Origin of the sequence: Xanthomonas sp. F10, from assembly GCF_014206815.1 — a bacterium.
In the GTDB taxonomy this organism is placed as follows: domain Bacteria; phylum Pseudomonadota; class Gammaproteobacteria; order Xanthomonadales; family Xanthomonadaceae; genus Xanthomonas_A; species Xanthomonas_A indica.
Map to the genome: position 1 here is coordinate 805,334 of NZ_JACHNP010000002.1, position 17,838 is coordinate 823,171.

The 17,838-nt window shown below is 70.8% G+C and carries 13 protein-coding genes; 7 read left to right on the forward strand and 6 right to left on the reverse strand.

What is annotated here, in order from left to right:
- The first annotated feature begins 58 nt into the window (after positions 1–58).
- From pgeF to FHR56_RS14915, 3 genes are read left to right on the forward strand one after another with little or no spacing between them, the layout of a single operon-like run.
- On the forward strand, positions 59–832 hold the full coding sequence (gene pgeF, locus FHR56_RS14905; RefSeq protein ID WP_160947591.1) for a peptidoglycan editing factor PgeF: 774 nt from the start codon (positions 59–61) through the stop codon (positions 830–832).
- A complete protein-coding gene (locus FHR56_RS14910; RefSeq protein WP_160947592.1) occupies positions 817–1,359 on the forward strand; it encodes a DUF4166 domain-containing protein in 543 nt (180 codons plus the stop codon). Before pgeF ends, FHR56_RS14910 begins: the two co-directional genes overlap by 16 nt.
- A gap of 10 nt (positions 1,360–1,369) precedes the next feature.
- A complete protein-coding gene (locus FHR56_RS14915; RefSeq protein WP_160947599.1) occupies positions 1,370–1,789 on the forward strand; it encodes a thiol-disulfide oxidoreductase DCC family protein in 420 nt (139 codons plus the stop codon).
- Positions 1,790–1,808: 19 nt separating this feature from the next.
- Here FHR56_RS14915 and FHR56_RS14920 read toward each other — a convergent pair whose 3' ends face one another.
- The 6 genes from FHR56_RS14920 to FHR56_RS14945 form a co-directional block, all read right to left on the reverse strand.
- On the reverse strand, positions 1,809–3,665 hold the full coding sequence (locus FHR56_RS14920; RefSeq protein WP_160947593.1) for a methyl-accepting chemotaxis protein: 1,857 nt from the start codon (positions 3,663–3,665) through the stop codon (positions 1,809–1,811).
- A 308-nt stretch (positions 3,666–3,973) separates the two neighbouring features.
- Entirely contained in the window at positions 3,974–6,406 is a 2,433-nt protein-coding gene (locus FHR56_RS14925) for a membrane-bound PQQ-dependent dehydrogenase, glucose/quinate/shikimate family (protein WP_184502687.1), read from the reverse strand.
- 363 nt (positions 6,407–6,769) lie between these two features.
- Complete coding sequence (gene otsA / locus FHR56_RS14930; RefSeq protein WP_160948496.1) at positions 6,770–8,140, reverse strand: alpha,alpha-trehalose-phosphate synthase (UDP-forming); 1,371 nt, start codon at positions 8,138–8,140, stop codon at positions 6,770–6,772.
- The gene (locus tag FHR56_RS14935) at positions 8,137–9,918 is read right to left on the reverse strand and encodes a glycoside hydrolase family 15 protein (RefSeq protein WP_160948495.1); all 1,782 of its coding nucleotides are present in this window, start codon (positions 9,916–9,918) and stop codon (positions 8,137–8,139) included. Before FHR56_RS14935 ends, otsA begins: the two co-directional genes overlap by 4 nt.
- Before the next feature lie 76 nt (positions 9,919–9,994).
- Entirely contained in the window at positions 9,995–10,747 is a 753-nt protein-coding gene (otsB, locus tag FHR56_RS14940; protein WP_160948494.1) for a trehalose-phosphatase, read from the reverse strand.
- 329 nt (positions 10,748–11,076) lie between these two features.
- Positions 11,077–13,515, reverse strand: a complete 2,439-nt coding sequence (locus FHR56_RS14945; RefSeq protein ID WP_184502656.1) for a TonB-dependent receptor — start codon at positions 13,513–13,515, stop codon at positions 11,077–11,079.
- Between the two features lie 244 nt (positions 13,516–13,759).
- On the opposite strand from FHR56_RS14945, the gene FHR56_RS14950 reads away from it, so the two are divergent.
- The 4 genes from FHR56_RS14950 to FHR56_RS14965 all read left to right on the forward strand — a co-directional run bounded on the left by FHR56_RS14950 (position 13,760) and on the right by FHR56_RS14965 (position 17,633).
- On the forward strand, positions 13,760–14,239 hold the full coding sequence (locus FHR56_RS14950; protein ID WP_160948386.1) for a DUF3574 domain-containing protein: 480 nt from the start codon (positions 13,760–13,762) through the stop codon (positions 14,237–14,239).
- Between the two features lie 76 nt (positions 14,240–14,315).
- Positions 14,316–14,792, forward strand: a complete 477-nt coding sequence (locus tag FHR56_RS14955; protein ID WP_160948385.1) for a GNAT family N-acetyltransferase — start codon at positions 14,316–14,318, stop codon at positions 14,790–14,792.
- A 100-nt stretch (positions 14,793–14,892) separates the two neighbouring features.
- Entirely contained in the window at positions 14,893–16,491 is a 1,599-nt protein-coding gene (locus FHR56_RS14960; protein ID WP_160948384.1) for a hypothetical protein, read from the forward strand.
- Positions 16,492–16,799: 308 nt separating this feature from the next.
- The gene (locus tag FHR56_RS14965) at positions 16,800–17,633 is read left to right on the forward strand and encodes a DUF3014 domain-containing protein (RefSeq protein ID WP_184502657.1); all 834 of its coding nucleotides are present in this window, start codon (positions 16,800–16,802) and stop codon (positions 17,631–17,633) included.
- Positions 17,634–17,838: the final 205 nt, after the last annotated feature.

The following is a 17,838-nucleotide window of genomic DNA, read 5'->3' on the forward strand; positions in this document are numbered from 1 at the left end:
GCGGCCGGGGACGCCCGCGAAGCGGCCAGGCGGCCGCTGTCGGCCGAGGGTGCTGCTGATGCCGGACTTCGCCTTGCAGGCCGATTGGCCGGTCCCGCCGCGGGTCCACGCGCTGACCACCCTGCGGACTGGCGCTGGCGCCTCGCAGCCGCCGTTCGACCGCTTCAACCTGGGCAACCGCAGTGCCGCCGACGGCGACCACCCGGCCACGGTGCAGCGCAATCGCGACGAACTGGCCGTGCGGCTGGCGCTGCCGACGCCGCCGCATTGGCTGCGGCAGGTGCACGGGGTGCAGGTGCTGCGCTTCGACGGGCCGCCGCACGCCATTGGCATCGACGCCGAGCCAACCGCCGATGCCGCGGTCACCGCCGAACCGGGCGTGGTGCTGGCGATCCTGACCGCCGACTGCCTGCCGGTGGTGTTTGCCGCCCGCGACGGCAGCGAGGTGGGCGCCGCGCATGCCGGCTGGCAGGGCCTGGCCGGCGGCGTGCTGGAAGCCACCGTCGCCGCGCTGCGCACCCCCCCGGCGCAACTGCAGGCCTGGCTCGGCCCGGCCGCCGGGCCGCAGCGCTACGAGATCGGCGTCGACGTCCGCGAGGCCTTCCTGCGCCACGATCCGGCCGCGGCCAGCGCCTTCGTCGCGACCCGTCCCGGGCACTGGTTGGTGGACCTGTACGCGCTGGCGCGGCAGCGTCTGGTCGCGGCCGGCGTGGCGCCAGACCAGATCCACGGCGGTGGCTTGTGCACCATCGCCGATGCGCAGCGCTTCTACTCCTACCGGCGCGACCGCCGCAGCGGGCGCATGGCGACCCTGGCGTGGATCGCGCCCTGACCGCGCCGCTGTTCGCGCAGGTGCTGGGGCCGGCGTTCGCGCAGTTGCCGCCGGTGCTGCGCGCGCTGCACACGCCGGGGCCGCGGTCGCGCTACGTCGGCCAGGCCGAGGTCGCCCGCGGCCGACATCCGCTGCTGCCGCTGTGCGCGTGGCTGGTGCGGCTGCCGCGCACCGGACCGGCCACGCCGGTGGAGGTGGTGTTCCGCGCCGACGCGCGCGGGGAGTGCTGGGAGCGCCGTTTCGGTCGGCATGCCATGCCCTCGCGGCTGTGGCTGCACCGCGGCCGGCTGCGCGAGCGCCTGGGTGCGGTGGTGTTCGAATTCGCCCTGCGGGTCGACGGCGCGGGCATCGAATGGCGCGCGGCGCGGGCCTGGGCGTTCGGCGTGCTGCCGCTGCCGCGGCGCTGGCTGGCCGGCGTGCACTGCCGCGAAGACCAGCGCGACGGCCGCTATGCGTTTCTGATTGCGGTGACGCTGCCGTGGATCGGCCCGTTCATCCGCTACGAGGGCTGGCTTGCGCCGGCCTGAGCCGCCGCCGGTGGTGGCGCCCACGGCGCCGGAGGACGCGGCCATCGTCGTGTTCGACGGGGTGTGTGCGCTGTGCAGCCGCTGGGTGCGGTTCCTGCTGCGCCATGACCGCCGCGGCCGCTACCGCTTTGCGGCGATACAGTCGCCGCGCGGCAGCGCGCTGTTGCGCGACCACGGGCTGGATCCGGCCGATCCGCTGTCGTTCCTCCTGCTGACGCCAGATGCTGCACTGACCGACTCGGACGCGGCGATCGCGGTGATCGCCGGGCTTGGCGGGGTGTGGCGCAGCGTCGCGCTGCTGCGCCTGCTGCCGCGGCGCTGGCGTGACGCCGGCTATCGGCTGCTGGCGCGCAACCGCCATCGCTGGTTCGGCACCACCGCGCAGTGTTTCCTGCCGGAGCCGCAACAGCGCGCGCGTTTCCTGGAGTGAGCGCGCTGCGCGGACCGGCTCAGCCGGCGTCACGCGCGAACGGCAGCACCTTGCCGTCGGCAGCGCCGGCACGGCGGCTGTCGAGGCGGAACACGCCGACCGCCGCGGCCAGGCCGCCGGCCTGTTCCTCCATGCTGCGCGCGGCGGCGGTGGCTTCCTCGACCAGGGCGGCGTTGCGCTGGGTCACTTCGTCCAGCTGCGCCACGGTGCGGTTGACCTGTTCGATACCGCTGGACTGCTCGCCGCTGGCGGCACTGATCTCGCCGATCAGGCCGGTCACCCGCTGCACCGAACCGACGATCTCGTGCATGGTGACGCCGGCACGGTTGACCAGTGCCGCGCCTTCGCCGACGGTGCGCGTGGACGCCTCGATCAGGTCCTTGATCTCCTTGGCCGCATCGGCCGAGCGCTGCGCCAGCGAACGCACTTCGGTGGCGACCACGGCGAAACCGCGGCCCTGTTCGCCGGCGCGCGCGGCCTCCACCGCGGCGTTGAGCGCCAGGATGTTGGTCTGGAAGGCGATGCCGTCGATCACTCCGATGATCTCGCCGATGCGCTGCGAGGACGCGCTGATCGCGCGCATCGTCGCCACCACCTCGTCCATCACCTGTCCACCGGACCGGGCGATCTCGCCGGTGTTCTGCACCAGGCCGTTGGCCTGCTGCGCGTTGTCCGCGTTCTGCTTCACCGCCGAGGTCAGTTCCTCCATCGAACTGGCGGTCTCTTCCAGGCTCGCCGCCTGCTGCTCGGTGCGATCGGACAGGTCGGTGTTGCCCGCGGCGATTTCCGCGGCGGCGCGGCGGATGGTCTCGGCCGCGTCCTGGATGCCGACGATGATCTCGGTGAGCTTGGCCACGGTGCGGTTGGTGTCCTCGCGCAACTGCGCGAACACGCCCTGGGCCTGGCCGTCGACGCGATGGGTGAGGTCGCCCTCGGCCAGCGCCGCCAGTGCCGTCGCCAGGTGCGCCAGGTTGCTCTCCACCGCATCGGCGATGCGGTTGACGCCTTCGGCCAGCGACTTGAGCACCCCGTCCATCGCCGCCGTCTCGATGCGCTGACTGAAATCGCCGCGCGCGGCGGCCTCGATCACCGTGGCCAGCGCCTGTTCGGCGTTGACCTGCGCGGTCACCTCTTCCCACTGCGCGATGGTGCCCAGGCGGCGGCCGTCGGCGTCGTTGATCGGGCTGTACACGAAATCGATCTGGCGGCCGAAGAACGGCGCACGCACGCGCTTGGACCCGGTCAGTGCGCGCATGCGGTCGATCGCCGCCTGGCTGTCCGGATAGATGTCGCCGATGCTGCCGCCGACGAACTGCTCGGCGCGGAATTCCGGACGGAAGCGCTGCACGTCCGCTTCGATGGTCTGCAGCATCTGCAGCAGCTTGCGATTGGCGAAATGCACACGGCCATCGTCGTCGGCGATGCGCACCATGGTGTCGAGATCGTCCAGCGCCTGGATCACGAAGCGGCCATGGCGCAGTTCCGCCTCGGTCTGCGCCTGGCGTGCGGCCAGCGCCTGTTGTGCGTTCTGCACCGCGCGCAGCAGGGCCACTTCGGCCGCGTCGCCGGCCAGGTCCACGCGGTACTCGAAGCGGCCTTCGCCCAGCGCCTGCAGCGCCTGCGTGGCCCGTTCCAGGGCGCGTGGCGCGCTGCGTCTGCCGGCCCAGACCAGCGCCGCGGCTGCCGCGGCGGCAACCAGTAGCGCCGGCAGCACGCGCGGCAACGCCGATCCGGTCGGCCCGACCGTGCGGCCGACCTGCAGCGCGTAGGCCGTCAGCGCCAGCAGCACCAACACGTGGGCCAGGGCAAGCAGCGCCGACTGCGGGCGCAGCCACGCGGGAATGGTGGGGCGGAGAGCGGCGGATGGCGAGGGCATGGTGTGCACCGGCTGGGAAACAACGGGCAACGCTGCAGGGGCGACGCGATCTCGCGGGGGTACAGCCAGTATCGGCGCATTGCGCGGCGTGCTGGATCGCCGGCACCTGCCGTTCGTCGGGAACTTCACATGGCCTGCACGCCTGTGCGGCGTCGGCAGCGAGGCGCGAGAGGGTGACGCGCTGCAGCAGCAGAGGCGCTGCGCGGGGAACCCGCGGCAGGCCAGACGGGCATGCCGGCTCGAGCGTGGCCGGGCTGACCGTCCTCGCCACCGACCCACTGTGGGCCGGTGGCGGGATGGGCGGACGCTTACTTCGCCGGCGCCTTCGCGTCGGGCAGGGTCCAGGCGATCACGCTGTCGCCGGCCTTGGTATCCATGCGGTCGTGGCCGCCGATCGCGGCGACGATGTACTGCTTGCCATCGACGGTGTAGCTCAGCGGTGCGGCCTGCGGACCGGCCGGCACGCGCACTTCCCACAGCAGCTTGCCGGTCTGGGTGTCGTAGCCGCGCAGGAAGTTGTCCAGCGCCGCGCCGATGAAGGTCACGCCGCCGGCGGTGGCCAGCGAGCCGCTGTTGTTGGGCGTGCCCAGTTCGAACTTCATCTTCGACGGAATGCCCATCGGGCCCTGGTCGTAGCCGGTGCCCAGCGGACGCCGCCAGATCACCTGCTGGGTACGCAGGTCCACGCCGGAGATATAGCCCCACGGCGGCGCCACGCACGGGGTGTTGAGCGGCGACATCCACGGCTCCTTGCGCGCACCGTAGGGCAGGCCTTCCTGGGCCATGTAGCCGGGCGTCCTGCTCTTGCCGTTGAACACCGACACCACGCCCAGCGCCTGCATTTCCTGGCGCGGATACACCTGCTCGGTGTAGGGCAGGCGGTTGCTGTTCATCACCATGATGCCGCGCTGCAGGTCCACCGACACGCCGCCCCAGTTGATGCCGCCGTGGTTGCCGGTGAAGGCCAGCGAACCGCCCAGGCTCGGCGGGGTGAACATGCCCTCGTAGCGCAGCCGCTTGAACTGGATGCGGCACACCAGTTGGTCGAACGGGGTGATGCCCCAGGCGTCGGATTCGACCAGGGTCTCGTAGTCCTTGCTCGGCGCGCCGACGGTGTTGGGCATGCCCGGCGACACCGGCTGGGTCCTGGCGGTCCAGTCGCCGTGGTCGGTGCCCTGCGGTACCGGCTTCTGCTCCACCGGCATGATCGGTGCGCCGGTCTCGCGGTCGAGCACGAACACCTGGCCGGACTTGGTGGCCTGGATCACCGCCGGGCGGGTGCCGCCGCCGGGCACCGGGAAGTCCACCAGGTTCGGCTGCGGGCCGATGTCGTAGTCCCACAGATCATGGTTGATGGTGCGGAAATGCCAGCGCTCCTTGCCGGTGGCCGCATCCAGGGCGACCAGCGAGGCGGTGTACTCCTCTTCCTGCGGCGTGCGCTGCCTGCCGAAGAAGTCGCCGGAGGCGTTGCCGGTGGGCAGGTAGACCAGGCCCAACTGGTCGTCGGCGGCCATCAGCGACCACACGTTCGGGGTGGAGCGGGTGTAGGTCTGGCCGGCCGGCGGGGCCGCATCGATCGCCGGGTTGCCCAGGTCCCAGGCCCAGCGCAGCTGCCCGCTGACCGCGTCGAAGGCACGCACCACGCCGGACGGCGCGTCGCGCTCCTGGCCGTCGCGAATCTGCCCGGTGGGCTGGATCACCACGCCGCGCATCACTACCGGCGGCGAGGTCGGGCCGACGAAGCCGGGCTTGGTGTTGCCGGTGTCCTTGTTCAGATCGACATAGCCGTGCGTGCCGAAGCTGTCGCAGAGCTTGCCGGTGAGCGCGTCGAGCGCGCCCAGGCGGCCGTCCACCATTGGCCAGAAGATGCGCTTGGCGCACTCGGCGACCGGCGTGGTGGCCTCGAAGTAGGACACGCCGCGGCAGGTGGTGGCGGCGACGCCGGCCATGGCCTTCGGATCGGTGTGCGGATCGAAGCGCCAGCGTTCCTTGCCGGTGGTGGCCTCCACCGCGATCACCTTCTGCGTGGGCGTGCAGATGTAGACCAGGTCGCCGACCTTCAGCGGGGTGTTCTGGAACGCGTAGCCGAGCTTGGAGCCGGCCGGCTTGAGGTCGCCGGTGTGGAATTCCCAGGCGATCTTCAGGTCCTTGACGTTGTCCGGGGTGATCTGCGCGCCGGGGCTGTAGTGGTTGGACAGGTTGGACCCGGCATAGGCGGTCCAGTTGCCGGCGTCGTGATTGCCGGCGACGTTGCCGTCGGGGCTGTCCACCGTGGCGCGGCTGAAGGCGGCCTGCGGGCGCTGCGCGGCCAGGCTGGGGTCGACCAGTTCCACCGTGCGCGGGAACAGCAGCGGCACGAACACCAGTGCCGCGCCCAGCACCGGCAGCACGCCGGCGACGAGCAGGTAGCCGATGCCGGAGACCGGCGCCAGGCGCCAGCGCGCCACTTTCCAGAATGGCAACAGCAGCAGGCCCAGCACCGACACCATCGCCAGGCGCGGGATCAGCGCCCAGCCGTCCAGGCCGACCTCGGCCAGGGCCCAGGCGATGGTGGCGGCCAGGGTGACGCCGAACAACCACAGGCCGGCGCGGTGGCCCAGCGCCAGCAGCACGCCGGACGCGGCCAGCGCCACGCCCGCGAGCAGGTAGTACCAGGAGCCGCCGACGGCGACGAGTTGCCCGCCCATGATGGCGAGGGCGACGCCGATCACGGCGATGAGGACGGCATAGCCGGCGAACAGCCAGCGGCCAGGTCCGTGGGGGGAGGAAGCAGCGGTCATGAGCGAAACATCCGACGAGGATCCCTGGCGCGTGGCGCGAATGGCGGCGGTGCAGGCGGATCGTGGAGGGGGAGGCGAGGGCGGGGCCGCAACCGCGGCGCGCATCGCAAGGCAGCGACCGCGCTGCCGCGTATTCGGAAAGCGGCGGGAATCGGCGCGGCGCGTGCGGGCTATTTTAGGCGGTGCAGGTCGTCGGGCCGTGATGGCACGCGGAACACTGCGTCATGCCGCGCAGTGGCGGACGCCGCATGACGACGTAGTGAGCCAGGATCGCGGCGCGCGCAGGCTTTGTGCGCGCCACGTCGGACGAAGCCTATGCCGCCGCTAGCGCAGGCTTTCCAGCGCCTGCAGGTAGCGCTGGCGCCAGGCGTTGATGTCGTGCTTGCGCAGGTGATCCATCATCGCCTGCCAGCGTTCGATGCGCTTGGCCTTGGGCAGCGACGCGCCGGTGGCGATGGCGTCGGCGACGCCGTCCAGGTCGTGCGGATTGACCAGCAGCGCTTCCTTCAGTTCGTCGGCGGCGCCGGCCAGCAGCGACAGCACCAGCACGCCGGGATTCTCCGGGTCCTGCGCGGCCACGTATTCCTTGGCCACCAGGTTCATGCCGTCGCGCAGCGGCGTCACCAGGCCGACCTGCGCGGCGCGATAGAAGCCGGTCAGGGTGGCGTGGGTGAAGTTGCGGTTGACGTAGCGCAGCGGGGTCCAGTCCGGCTCGGCATGGCCGCCGTTGATGTGGCCGGCGATCTGCTCGAGCTGGTTGCGCAGCTGCTTGTACTCGGTGACGTCGCCGCGCGAGACCGGCGCGATCTGCAGGTAGGTGAGGCTGCCGCGCTGGTCCGCATGCCGCTCCAGGTAGCGCTCGAAGCCGAGGAAGCGTTCCGGCAGGCCCTTGGAGTAGTCCAGCCGGTCCACGCCGATCGCCAGCTGGCGGTCGCGCAGGCTGCTGCGCAGGTCGCGCACCGCCGGCTTGGACATCGCCGCGCGCGCCTGCTGCGCGATCAGTTCGGTGTCGATGCCGATCGGGAACATGGCCGCGCGGAACCGGCGGCCGCCCGGCGCTTCCAGCACGCCGTCCTTGATCACCTTGCCGCCGCCGAACAGGCGCACGTAGGCCTGGAAACGGTCGACGTCGCGGCGGGTCTGGAAGCCGATCAGGTCGTAGGCGTAGAAGCCGGAGAACAGCCGTGCGTGGTCCGGCAGCGCCTGGATCAGGTCGGCCGAGGGGAACGGCACGTGCAGGAAGAAGCCGATGCGACAGCCGATGCCGCGCTCGCGCAGCAGCGAGGCCAGCGGGATCAGGTGATAGTCGTGGATCCACACCGTGTCGTCCTCGCGCAGCATCGGCGCGAGCTTGTCGGCGAACATGGCGTTGACCCGGCGATAGCCCTCGCGGGTGGCGCGGTCGTAGTCGACCAGGTCCAGGCGGAAGTGCAGCAACGGCCACAGCGTGCGGTTGGCGAAGCCGTTGTAGTACGCGTCCAGGTCGGCGCGATTCAGATCCATGGTGACGAAGCGGATGTCGCCCTGGGTCTGCTCGTGCATTGCGCCGCTGTCGCCGCGCACGGTCTTTCCGCTCCAGCCGAACCAGACGCCGCCGCGTTCCTTCAGCGCCGCCAGCAAGCCCACCGCCAGGCCGCCGGCGCGGTTCTCGCCGGGCAGTGCCACACGGTTGGATACCACGACCAGTCTGCTCATGATGCCTCCTGCCAACTGCGCGACAAACGCATGGCGGCGATGATCAGGCCGACATGCGAATAGGTTTGCGGGAAATTGCCCCAGGCTTCGCCGTTGTCGAAGGCCAGATCCTCCGACAGCAGGCCCAGGTGATTGCGTCGGGCGAGGATGCGCTCGAACAGCTCGCGCGCCTCGTCCTTGCGGCCGATCGCGGCCAGCGCGTCGATGTACCAGAACGTGCAGATGGTGAAGCTGGTCTCCGGTTCGCCGAAATCGTCCGGCGCCACGTAGCGGTACAGCGCATCGCCATGCTTGAGATCGCGGCCGATCGCCTCGACCGTGGCGATGAAGCGCGGGTCGTCCGGGGCGATGAAGCCGATGTCGGCCAACAGCAGCAACGAGGCGTCCAGCCGGTGGCCGTTGAAGGTGTCGGTGAAGTGCCCCAGTTCCGCGCTCCAGGCCTCGGCCAGCACGCGTGCGTGGATGCGGTCGGCGCGCTCGCGCCAGTGCGCCACGCGCTCCTCCAGGCCCAGCCGCGCGGCGATCTTGGCCAGGCGGTCGCAGGCGGCCCAGCACATCGCGCTGGTGTAGGTGTGCACCTCGGCGCGGCCGCGGAACTCCCACAGGCCGGCGTCGGGCACGTCGTGCAGCGCGAAGGCGCGCTCGCCCAGTGGTTCCAGGCGCAGGAAGGTGTGGGTGTCGCCGGGGTCCTTCAGGCGCAGGTCGAAGAACAGTTGGGTGGAGGCCAGCACCACGCTGCCGTACACGTCGTGCTGCTTCTGGATCCAGGCCAGGTTGCCGCGCCGCACCGGGCCCATGCCGCGGTAGCCGGCCAGCGACTCGACCTCGTGTTCCTCCAGCGCGGCCTCGAAGCCGATGCCGTACAGCGGCTGCAGGCTGCCGTCGGTGGTGGCGATGTTGAAGATGTAGCCGAGGAACTGCTCCATGGTGCGGGTGGCGCCGAGCCGGTTCAGCGCGCGCACCACGAAGGCGGCGTCGCGCAGCCAGCAGTAGCGATAGTCCCAGTTGCGCGGGGTGTCCGGCGCTTCCGGAATGGAGGTGGTCATCGCCGCGATGATCGCGCCGCTGTCCTCGTACTGGCACAGCTTCAGGGTGATGGCGCTGCGGATCACCGCGTCCTGCCAGTCCAGCGGCACCGACAGGTAGCGCACCCACTCGCGCCAGTATTCCTCGGTGCGCTCCTGCGCTTCCTGGATGTAGCCGGTCAGCGAGCGGGTCAGCGATTCGTCCACGCCCAGCATCAGGTTGACCGGGTGGGCAAGCACGAACGGCAACTCGTCGCGGATGAAGCGCACCGGCACGTCGGTGGTCAGGCGCAGGGTGAAGTCCGGCAACAGCCAGCGCACGTGGTTGCTGCCCCAGGTGCTCTCCGGCTGGCGCGCGCCCCAGTCCGCCAGCGGCCGTGCGCGCACGCGGATGCGCGGGTTGCCGGCCAGCGGCCGCACCTGGCGGATGATGCTGACCGGGCGGTAGAAGCGGCCGTGGTTGCGCCAGCGCGGCGCGAAGTCGATCACCTCCACCGCGCCGCCGTGGGCATCGCGCAGCACCGTGCGCAGGATCGCGGTATTGGCCAGGTAGTGCTGGTCGCTGTCGACGAAGTCTTCCAGCTCGATGCTGAAATCGCCGCCGGGATGCGCGCGCGGCGACAGCAGGGCGCAGAACGCCGGGTCGCCGTCGAAGGCCGGCAGGCAGCTCCACACCACGCTGGCCCGTTTGTCGATCAGGGCGCCGAAGCTGCCGTTGCCGATGACGCCGAGGTCGAGATTGGGGGAACTCATGGAACGGACGGATCCTTGTGCGGAAGCAGTGGGGGAAGCGGCCACGGGACGGAACCAGGCGGGCGCGGCGGCGCCCTCATCCGGCGTTATCGCGCAGCCAGGCGTGTACGCCGCGTGGATCGGGCAGCGCATAGGTGGCGACGCTGTCGGCGCGGCTGCCGACCAGCACGCTCCAGCCGCCGGCCTGGTTGGCCGCGGCGAAGCCGAATTCGTCGGTGAGATCGTCGCCGACGAACACCGGGCGGCGCCCCCGGAACGGCGGTTGCTGCAGCAGCGTGGTCAACGCCACGCCCTTGTCGCTGCCTTCGGGCACGAACTCGACCACGTGATCGCCGGGCTGCAGGCGGTAGCCGGGCAGGTCGGCGATCTGGGCGTGGGCGAACCCAAGCACCGCCTCGGCGGCGCTCGGCGCCGCGCGCCAGTGCAGCGCCACGCTGGCGCCCTTGTCCTCGACCAGCACGCCCGGATGCGCCTGGCGCAGGTGCGCGGCGCGCGCATGCAGCGCATGCAGAAACTGCGAGGTATCGGCGGGCATCGCCGCCTGCGCGTCGGCGTCGCTGCGCAACTCGTGGCCGTGCAGGCCGGCGGCCGGCAGCCGCAGCGGCGCGAACAGGGCGTCCAGTTGCGTCAGCGGACGTCCGCTGACCAAGGCCACTGCGCCACCGAGGCGCTGATGGAGGCGGCCGATCGCCTCACGCACCTCGGGCAGCAACTGCACCTGGTCGGGGCGTTCGGCAAAGGCGATGAGAGTGCCGTCCACGTCCAGGAACAATGCGCAGGCATCGTCCAGGCGCGGCGGCGGCGGTCGGAGGGGGAGCGCGTCTGCCATCTGTTCATGATGAACGGGACAGCGTTAGCGTCAGGTGGATTGGGGCGGGGATTCGGGAGTGGGGATTGGGGATTCGTAAAAGCGGGCGTCCAGCGGCTGTGGCTGTCTGCAGATGACGGGATTGGGGATTCGGGATTCGGGATCGGGTGGCGTTTCACGAGTGCCGACGCACCGCTTTTGCGAATCCCCAATCCCGACTCCCGAATCCCGGCCCTCTGCAGATGCCGGGATTGGGGAATGGAGATTCGGGATTGGGTAGCGCTCCACGAGTGCGGACGCACCGCTTCTACGAATCCCGAACCCCGACTCCCCAATCCCGGCCCCCTCCGTCAGAAGGTGTACCGCACCCGGCCGTAGTAATAAGCACCGTTGCTGCCGATCGGCGAGAGCACGTCGTAGGGCAGGTTGCCGAAGTAGGCGATGTCCGGCTTGGAGCGGTCGGCGTAGGTGTCGGTGAGGTTCTGTCCGCCCACCGCCACGCTCCACTGCGGGGTGAGGTGGTATTCGACCTCGGCGTCGAGTTGCCACTTGGCGCTGTAGGTCTGCTCCGGGACGAAGCCGCCGCCGAAGTCGAACACGCGGGTGGCGCTGCCGTAGCGGGTGACGCGGGTCTGCAGCGACCAGCGCGCATCGCTCCAGTTCGCCGCCAGTTGCGCGCGGGTGCGTGGGGTCGCTTCGGTCAGGGTGTTGCGCTCTTCCACGCCGAACAGCACGTAGTCCGGATTCAGCGCCAGCAGCTGCGCCGGCGTGGCCACCACGTTCTCCAGCTCGGTCTTGGCGTAGCTCCAGGTGCCGGTCAGCTGCAGTTGGCCATCGCCCAGTGCCTGCCGCCAGTTGCTGACCAGTTCGGCGCCGCGGGTGCGGGTGTCGGCGGCGTTGACGAAGAAGCTGGCGCTCTGCAGGCCGGCGATGCCGAAGCGCTGCGCGACGAAGTCGGTCAGGGCGTCGCCGTCGATGCTTTCCGACAGCGCGATGCGCTTGTCGATGTCGATCTGGAACAGGTCCAGCGACAGGTCGAAGTGGCTGCCGACGCGGCTGGTGAAGCCCAGGCTGTAGTTGCGCGACTTTTCCGGCTGCAGCGTGCGGGCGCCCAGCGCCTGCGCGATCGGGTTGTCGACCGAGAGCAGGCGGCCCTGCAGCAACTGGCCGTTGGCGTTGTAGCCGGTGGAACTGGCTTCGTAGCCGATCTGGCTCAGCGACGGCGCGCGGAAGTTGTTGGAGATCGCGCCGCGCAGGGCGAACGCCGGGACGAACTCGTAGCGCGCGGCCAGCTTGCCGGTCAGTTCGCCGCCGAAGTCCTGGTAGTGCTCGTAGCGCGCGGCCAGGTCGGTGGAGAGCTTGTCCCCGAACTGGCTGGACACGCTGGCGTAGACGCTGGCGACGTTGCGCGACAGATCGGCGGCATCCTGCGGGGTCAGGCCGCCGCCGGCCTGGGCGCCGGTGGGGCGGTCGGTGTAGGGACCGGCGGCGTAGCTGGCCGGGTCGCCCGGACGGGTGCGGTAGTGCTCGCGGCGCAGTTCCACGCCGGTGCCCAGGGTGTGGGTGGCGCCGGCGGCGTCGAAGCTGCGGCTCAGGTCGAGGTCGGCCACGCCCTGTTCGAAGGCGTAGTCGCCGGTCTTGAAGCGGGTCGGGCTGCCCGGGCCCAGCGAGGCGTTGAGCGAGTGCTTGAGCCGGTAGGTGAAGTCGTTGCGGCCGTAGTCGAGGCTGGCGTCGTAGGCCCATTCGCCCCACTGCCCGCGCGCGCCGAGCACGGCCTGCAGGTCGCGGTTCTCGCCCAGCGACACCGGGCGGTAGCCCTGTGGATACACCTGGGTCCAGTTGGCGGCGCCGTCGGGGTAGCGGAAGTAGTTGTCGCCCCGCGTGTCGCGCTGGTTGTAGGTGCCGAAGGCGTAGACCTCGCTGCCCTGGCCGAACGGCAGCTTGCCGTTGAGCCAGGCGTCGAGATCCTTGCTGGCGCCGTCGCCGAGCGCGTAGTTGCGCTTGCCGGCCAGTGCCAGGTTGGCCGGGGTCTGTTCCTCGAACGAGGGGATCTGGTCGAAGCCGGCACGGTTGGTGGCCTCGTGGTTCTTCAGTTCCAGGCCGACCTTGAAGAAGCCGCCGTCCTCGCCCAGGCGCGTGCCGACCTTGCCGCTGGCGTAGCCGGTCTGGCCGTCGGTGAGGGTGCGGTGGATCGGCTTGACGTCGGTGTGGTTGGCGCCGTAGCTGGCTTCCAGCGCACCGCTGTCCGGGTCGTCGTCGAGGATCACGTTGATCACCCCGGCCACCGCGTCCGAGCCGTACTGCGCGCCGGCGCCGTCGCGCAGCACCTCGATGCGCTTGATCGCGCTGATCGGGATGGCGTTGAAGTCCACCGGCGTGGTGCCCTTGCCGATCTTGCTGTCGGTGTTGACCAGCGCCGAGGTGTGGCGGCGCTTGCCGTTCACCAGCACCAGTACCTGATCGGGCGAGAGCCCGCGCAACTGCGCGGCGCGCACGTGGTCGGCGCCGCCGGAGTTGGACTGGCGCGGGAAGTTGAAGGAGGGCAGCAGCGCCTGCAGCGCGCTGCCGAGTTCGCCGTTGACCACGCCGGCCTTGCGGATGTCCTCGGCGCTGAGCACGTCCACCGGGGCGGTGGATTCGAGCACGGTGCGGCCGCTGGCGCGGGTGCCAGTGACGATCACCGTGTCCAGATTGGTCGCGGTGGCGGGGGCGGCGTCCTGGGCGAGGGCGGGGGCCGCCAGGGCCAGGGCGACGGCCAGGCTCAACGGCCTGACGAACGGGGACGACATGGGGGTTCTCTCCTGAAACGATGACCATCAAGACCGGCCGCGCCGGCCGTGGCGGCGACTGGGGTCGGCAAAGGTTGCTGCATCCATCCGGATGAAGCGATATATTAGCCCGACGTTAAGGCGATGTGCGAGCCGCGTGTTCGGTGCTGTCGGGCATGAGCTCATGCCCGCCGGTTATCCGGGTCCGGACCGCGCCTGGCCTACGATCGCCCGTTCCCTTTCCGTTCCCACCGAGATCCTGCCGATGCTGCTGCGTGCCCCGTTGATCGCCGTCCTCCTGGCCCTGAGCGCGTGCGCCAGCGTCGCGCCGTCCAAGCCGACCGCGCCGAGCAAGGTCAGCGCGACCATGCAGGGCGATGCAGCGCGGCCGGCGCAGGCCAGCGGCTGGGTGCGCAGCGAGCTGTACTTCGGCGTGGGCGAGGAGAGCGGCCCGGCCGACCGCCCGCAGGCCGAGCCGATCAGCGAGGCGCGCTGGCGCGCGTTCCTGGACAAGGAGGTCACGCCGCGCTTTCCCGATGGCCTGACCGTGTTCGATGCCTACGGCCAATGGCTGTTCCGCGGCGCCAAGGAACCGAACCGGCTCAACACCAAGGTGCTGGTGATCCTGCACGAGGACACCCCGCAGCGCCGGGCCGACATCGAGGCGATCCGGCTGGCGTGGAAGCAGGCCACCGGGCACCAGTCGGTGCTGTGGGCGCGGCTGGCGGTGGACGTGTCGTTTTGACTGCGGGGATTCGGGAGTGGGGATGACCAGCCGTTCGGCTGTGGAAAGCGGGGATTCGCAAAGGCGGAGCGCTACGGTGACGGTGGGGTCGTTCGTGATCCGGCCCGGTGATCTCGACGATCCGGCGGTGCGCGGGTTGCTGGAGTACCACGTGCAGCAGATGCATGCGCAGTCGCCGCCGGGCAGCGTGTACGCGCTGGATCTGTCCGGTCTGCGGCAGCCGCAGGTGCGGGTGTGGAGCGTGTGGCGCGACGACGCGCTGGCCGCAGTCGGCGCGCTACGCGTGCCGGACGCGGGCGGCGGCGAACTGAAGTCGATGCGCACGCATCCGGCGTTCCTGCGCCAGGGCGCGGCCGCGGCGCTGCTCGACCACCTGATCGCGCTCGCCCGTGCCGAAGGCCTGCAACGGCTGAGCCTGGAGACCGGCAGCGGCGCGGCGTTCGAGCCGGCGCTGGCGTTGTATCGCCGACGCGGCTTCCGCAACGGGCCGGCGTTCGGCGATTACGTGCCGAGCGCGTTCAACCAGTTCCTGCATCTGGAGCTGTCGCCGTAGCGGCGCGCTGCCTCCGGAAAACCGCATCCTGCGCGTGCACCGATCCGCCGGTGCCGCTTCCCCTTACCATCCCTCGACTCCCCACGCCGCCACTGCCCGCATGTCCAGTCCCGCTCCCGTTTCGCCGCGCCTGCGCTGGTTCGTCGCCGGCGACCTCAACGGCTTCTTCGGCCTGGTGGTCGACAACCTGTCGATCCTCGGCTTCATCACCCTGGCGCTGGTCGGCCTCTTCCAGTTCCCCGCCGAGGTCATCTACACCCGGATGATTCCCGGCACCGCCTTCGGCGTGCTGGTCGGCAACCTGCTGTACACCTGGATGGCGCGGCGGCTGGCCGCGCGCAGCGGCCGCAGCGACGTCACCGCGATGCCGCTGGGCCTGGACGCGCCGACCAGCATCGGCATGGCGCTGCTGGTGCTCGGCCCGGCGTTCGTGCGCTACAAGCAGCAGGGCCTGGACCCGCAGGCCGCGGCGCTGGCCACCTGGCACCTGGGCATGGCGTCGCTGGTCGTGATGGGCGCGCTGAAGACCGTGCTGTCGTTCTTCGGCGACGCGGTGACCCGCGCCTTGCCCCGCGCCGCGCTGCTCGGCTCCATCGCCGGCATCGCCATCGTGCTGATGGGCTTCCTGCCGCTGCTGGAGACGCTGCGCACGCCGCTGGTCGGGCTGGTGGTGCTGGGCCTGCTGCTGTACGTGCTGATCGCCAAGGGGCGGCTGCCCTGGCGCCTGCCCGGGGTGCCCGTGGCGCTGGCATTGGGTACCGGCCTGTACTACTGGGCCAATGCGGCGGGGATCGGCATTCCCGGTCACCAGGCGCCGCAGTGGATCGCGCCGCAACTGGTGCTGCCCTGGCCGAGCCTGGGCTTCGTCGCCGGCTTGGCCGACACGGTGCCGCTGCTGCCGCTGCTGCTGCCGTTCGGCCTGCTGATGGTGGTGGGCGGCATCAACGTCAGCGAAAGCGCGCGCGCCGCCGGCGACGACTACCGCACCCGCGACATCCTGCTGGTCGAGGCCGGCGCGACCCTGATCGCCGGCGTCTGCGGCGGCGTCGCCCAGACCACGCCCTACATCGGCCAGCCGGCCTACAAGCACATGGGCGCGCGCAGCGGCTACACCCTGCTCACCGGGCTGTTCATCGGCCTGGGCGGCATGCTCGGGCTGGTCGCCGGCCTGGTGCAATGGCTGCCGATGGCGGTGCTGGCGCCGATCATCGTCTACGTCGCCATCGACATCACCACCCAGGCCTTCCAGGCCACGCCCAAGCGCCACGCCGGGGCGATGGTGCTGGGCTTCCTGCCGTCGGTGGCCTACCTGCTGGCAATCAAGGCGCCGGGCTGGATCGCCCCGGACCAACTGGCCAAGCTCACCACCACCCTGGACGGCCACGGCCTGCCGGAGCTGGCGGTGATCCTGACCCTGGGCAACGGCTTCATCATCACCGCGATGCTGTGGATCGCCACGGTGGCGGCGATGGTCGACGGCCGCCTGCGTCGCGCCGCGGCGTTCCTGCTGGTGGCGGCTGGGCTGACCTTGTTCGGGCTGATCCATTCGGTGGACCCGCGCGGCGGCCTGTACCTGCCATGGACGCTGAGCGGCGTGCCGAAGCTGATCGCCTGGCAGTTCGTCGGCGGCTATCTGGTGCTCGCTGCCTTGCTCGGTCTGCTGTCGCTGCAGAAGCCGCGCGCGGTGCTGGTGGAGTGAGCGCTGCTGCGGTGGACGAGCCGTCTCGCGTGAGGTCGCGCGACCGCCGCTCGATCGCGCGGCGGCGGTGGTGCCGTTCCGCTGGCACCACCGCCAGGGTCTGCTGACATTCCCGCGCCGCCGCGCGCGCCTGCGGCCTGTGGCATGAAATAGGTGTCGCAGGCCCGCGACGCTCATGGCGCGCCGATGCGCAGTAGTCGGTGCTCTCCCGGTGAGGTGCGTCGAGACTGAACGCCAGCCGTCCCATGCTGGAACCGGCACACGCCACCGCGGTCACACCTCCATTGTCCGATGGAGATGTGCATCCCATGCAGCCGCGTCATTCGTTCTGGCCGTGGATCCTGGTCGCCGTGCTGGTGGCCGCCGCCGCGGCGTGGTTGTTCCGCGACAACATCGCGGCGCTGTGGCCCGCCGCCGCGCCGGCGCCTGCAGCGGTCGCGCCGCCCTCCGCCGTGGCCCCGCCTGCCACACCCGACGCGCCGGCCGCGGCTGCAGCGCCGCCGCCGATCCAGCACCCCATCGATGCCGCGGAAGCCGCCGACGCGGCGATTCCGGCGCTGGCCGCCAGCGACGACGCGGCCTGGGCGGCGCTGAGCACGCTGGCCGGCGGCGACGCGCCGCTGGCGCTGCTGCTGCGCGACCACCTGATCCAGCGCCTGGTGACCATGGTCGACAACCTGACCCAGCGCCGCGTCACCGCGCGCGCGCTGGCACTCAAGCCGGTGCCGGGCGAGCTGCAGGTGAGCACCGATGCCAGCGGCGCCAGCGTCATCGCCGACGCCAATGCGCAGCGTTACGCGCCCTACGTGGAGGCGTTCACCCGGGCCGATCCGGGTACGGCGGTGGCGGCCTACCGGCGCTTCTATCCGCTGTTCCAGCAAGCCTACGTGGAACTGGGCTATCCGCAGGGCTACTTCAACGACCGCCTGGTGCAGGTGATCGACCACCTGCTGCAGACCCCGACGCCGACGGCGCCGCTCGCAGTGGAGGTCGACCCGGTGCGCGGCAAGTACCGCTTCGTGGATCCGGCGCTGGAGTCGCTGTCGATCGGGCAGAAGGCGCTGCTGCGCATGGGCCCGATCCAGGCCGCGGCGGTGAAGGCGCAATTGCGTGCGGTGCGCGAGGCGCTGACTCGGACCTGAGCCGGACGCGAGGCGCGTGCCGCGTCACGTGGCCGCGCCTGCGGGCTTTTTGTCCTTGTAGGAGCGGCTTCAGCCGCGACGGGCGTTACCGGTAATGCCCATCGCGGCTGAAGCCGCTCCTACAGTCGCGATGCTTCGGTGCACCCCTTTTATTCGTCATCTGCCAGCCTGCCGGGACAGCGGTCTTCCGGTAAATGACAAGGCC

Coding starts and splice junctions, on each gene's coding strand:
- pgeF (WP_160947591.1), top strand. CDS start 59: ATGCCGGACTTCGCCTTGCAGGCCGATTGGCCGGTCCCGCCGCGGGTC.
- FHR56_RS14920 (WP_160947593.1), bottom strand. CDS start 3,665: ATGCCCTCGCCATCCGCCGCTCTCCGCCCCACCATTCCCGCGTGGCTG.
- otsA (WP_160948496.1), bottom strand. CDS start 8,140: ATGAGCAGACTGGTCGTGGTATCCAACCGTGTGGCACTGCCCGGCGAG.
- FHR56_RS14935 (WP_160948495.1), bottom strand. CDS start 9,918: ATGAGTTCCCCCAATCTCGACCTCGGCGTCATCGGCAACGGCAGCTTC.
- otsB (WP_160948494.1), bottom strand. CDS start 10,747: ATGGCAGACGCGCTCCCCCTCCGACCGCCGCCGCCGCGCCTGGACGAT.
- FHR56_RS14945 (WP_184502656.1), bottom strand. CDS start 13,515: ATGTCGTCCCCGTTCGTCAGGCCGTTGAGCCTGGCCGTCGCCCTGGCC.
- FHR56_RS14950 (WP_160948386.1), top strand. CDS start 13,760: ATGCTGCTGCGTGCCCCGTTGATCGCCGTCCTCCTGGCCCTGAGCGCG.
- FHR56_RS14960 (WP_160948384.1), top strand. CDS start 14,893: ATGTCCAGTCCCGCTCCCGTTTCGCCGCGCCTGCGCTGGTTCGTCGCC.
- FHR56_RS14965 (WP_184502657.1), top strand. CDS start 16,800: ATGCAGCCGCGTCATTCGTTCTGGCCGTGGATCCTGGTCGCCGTGCTG.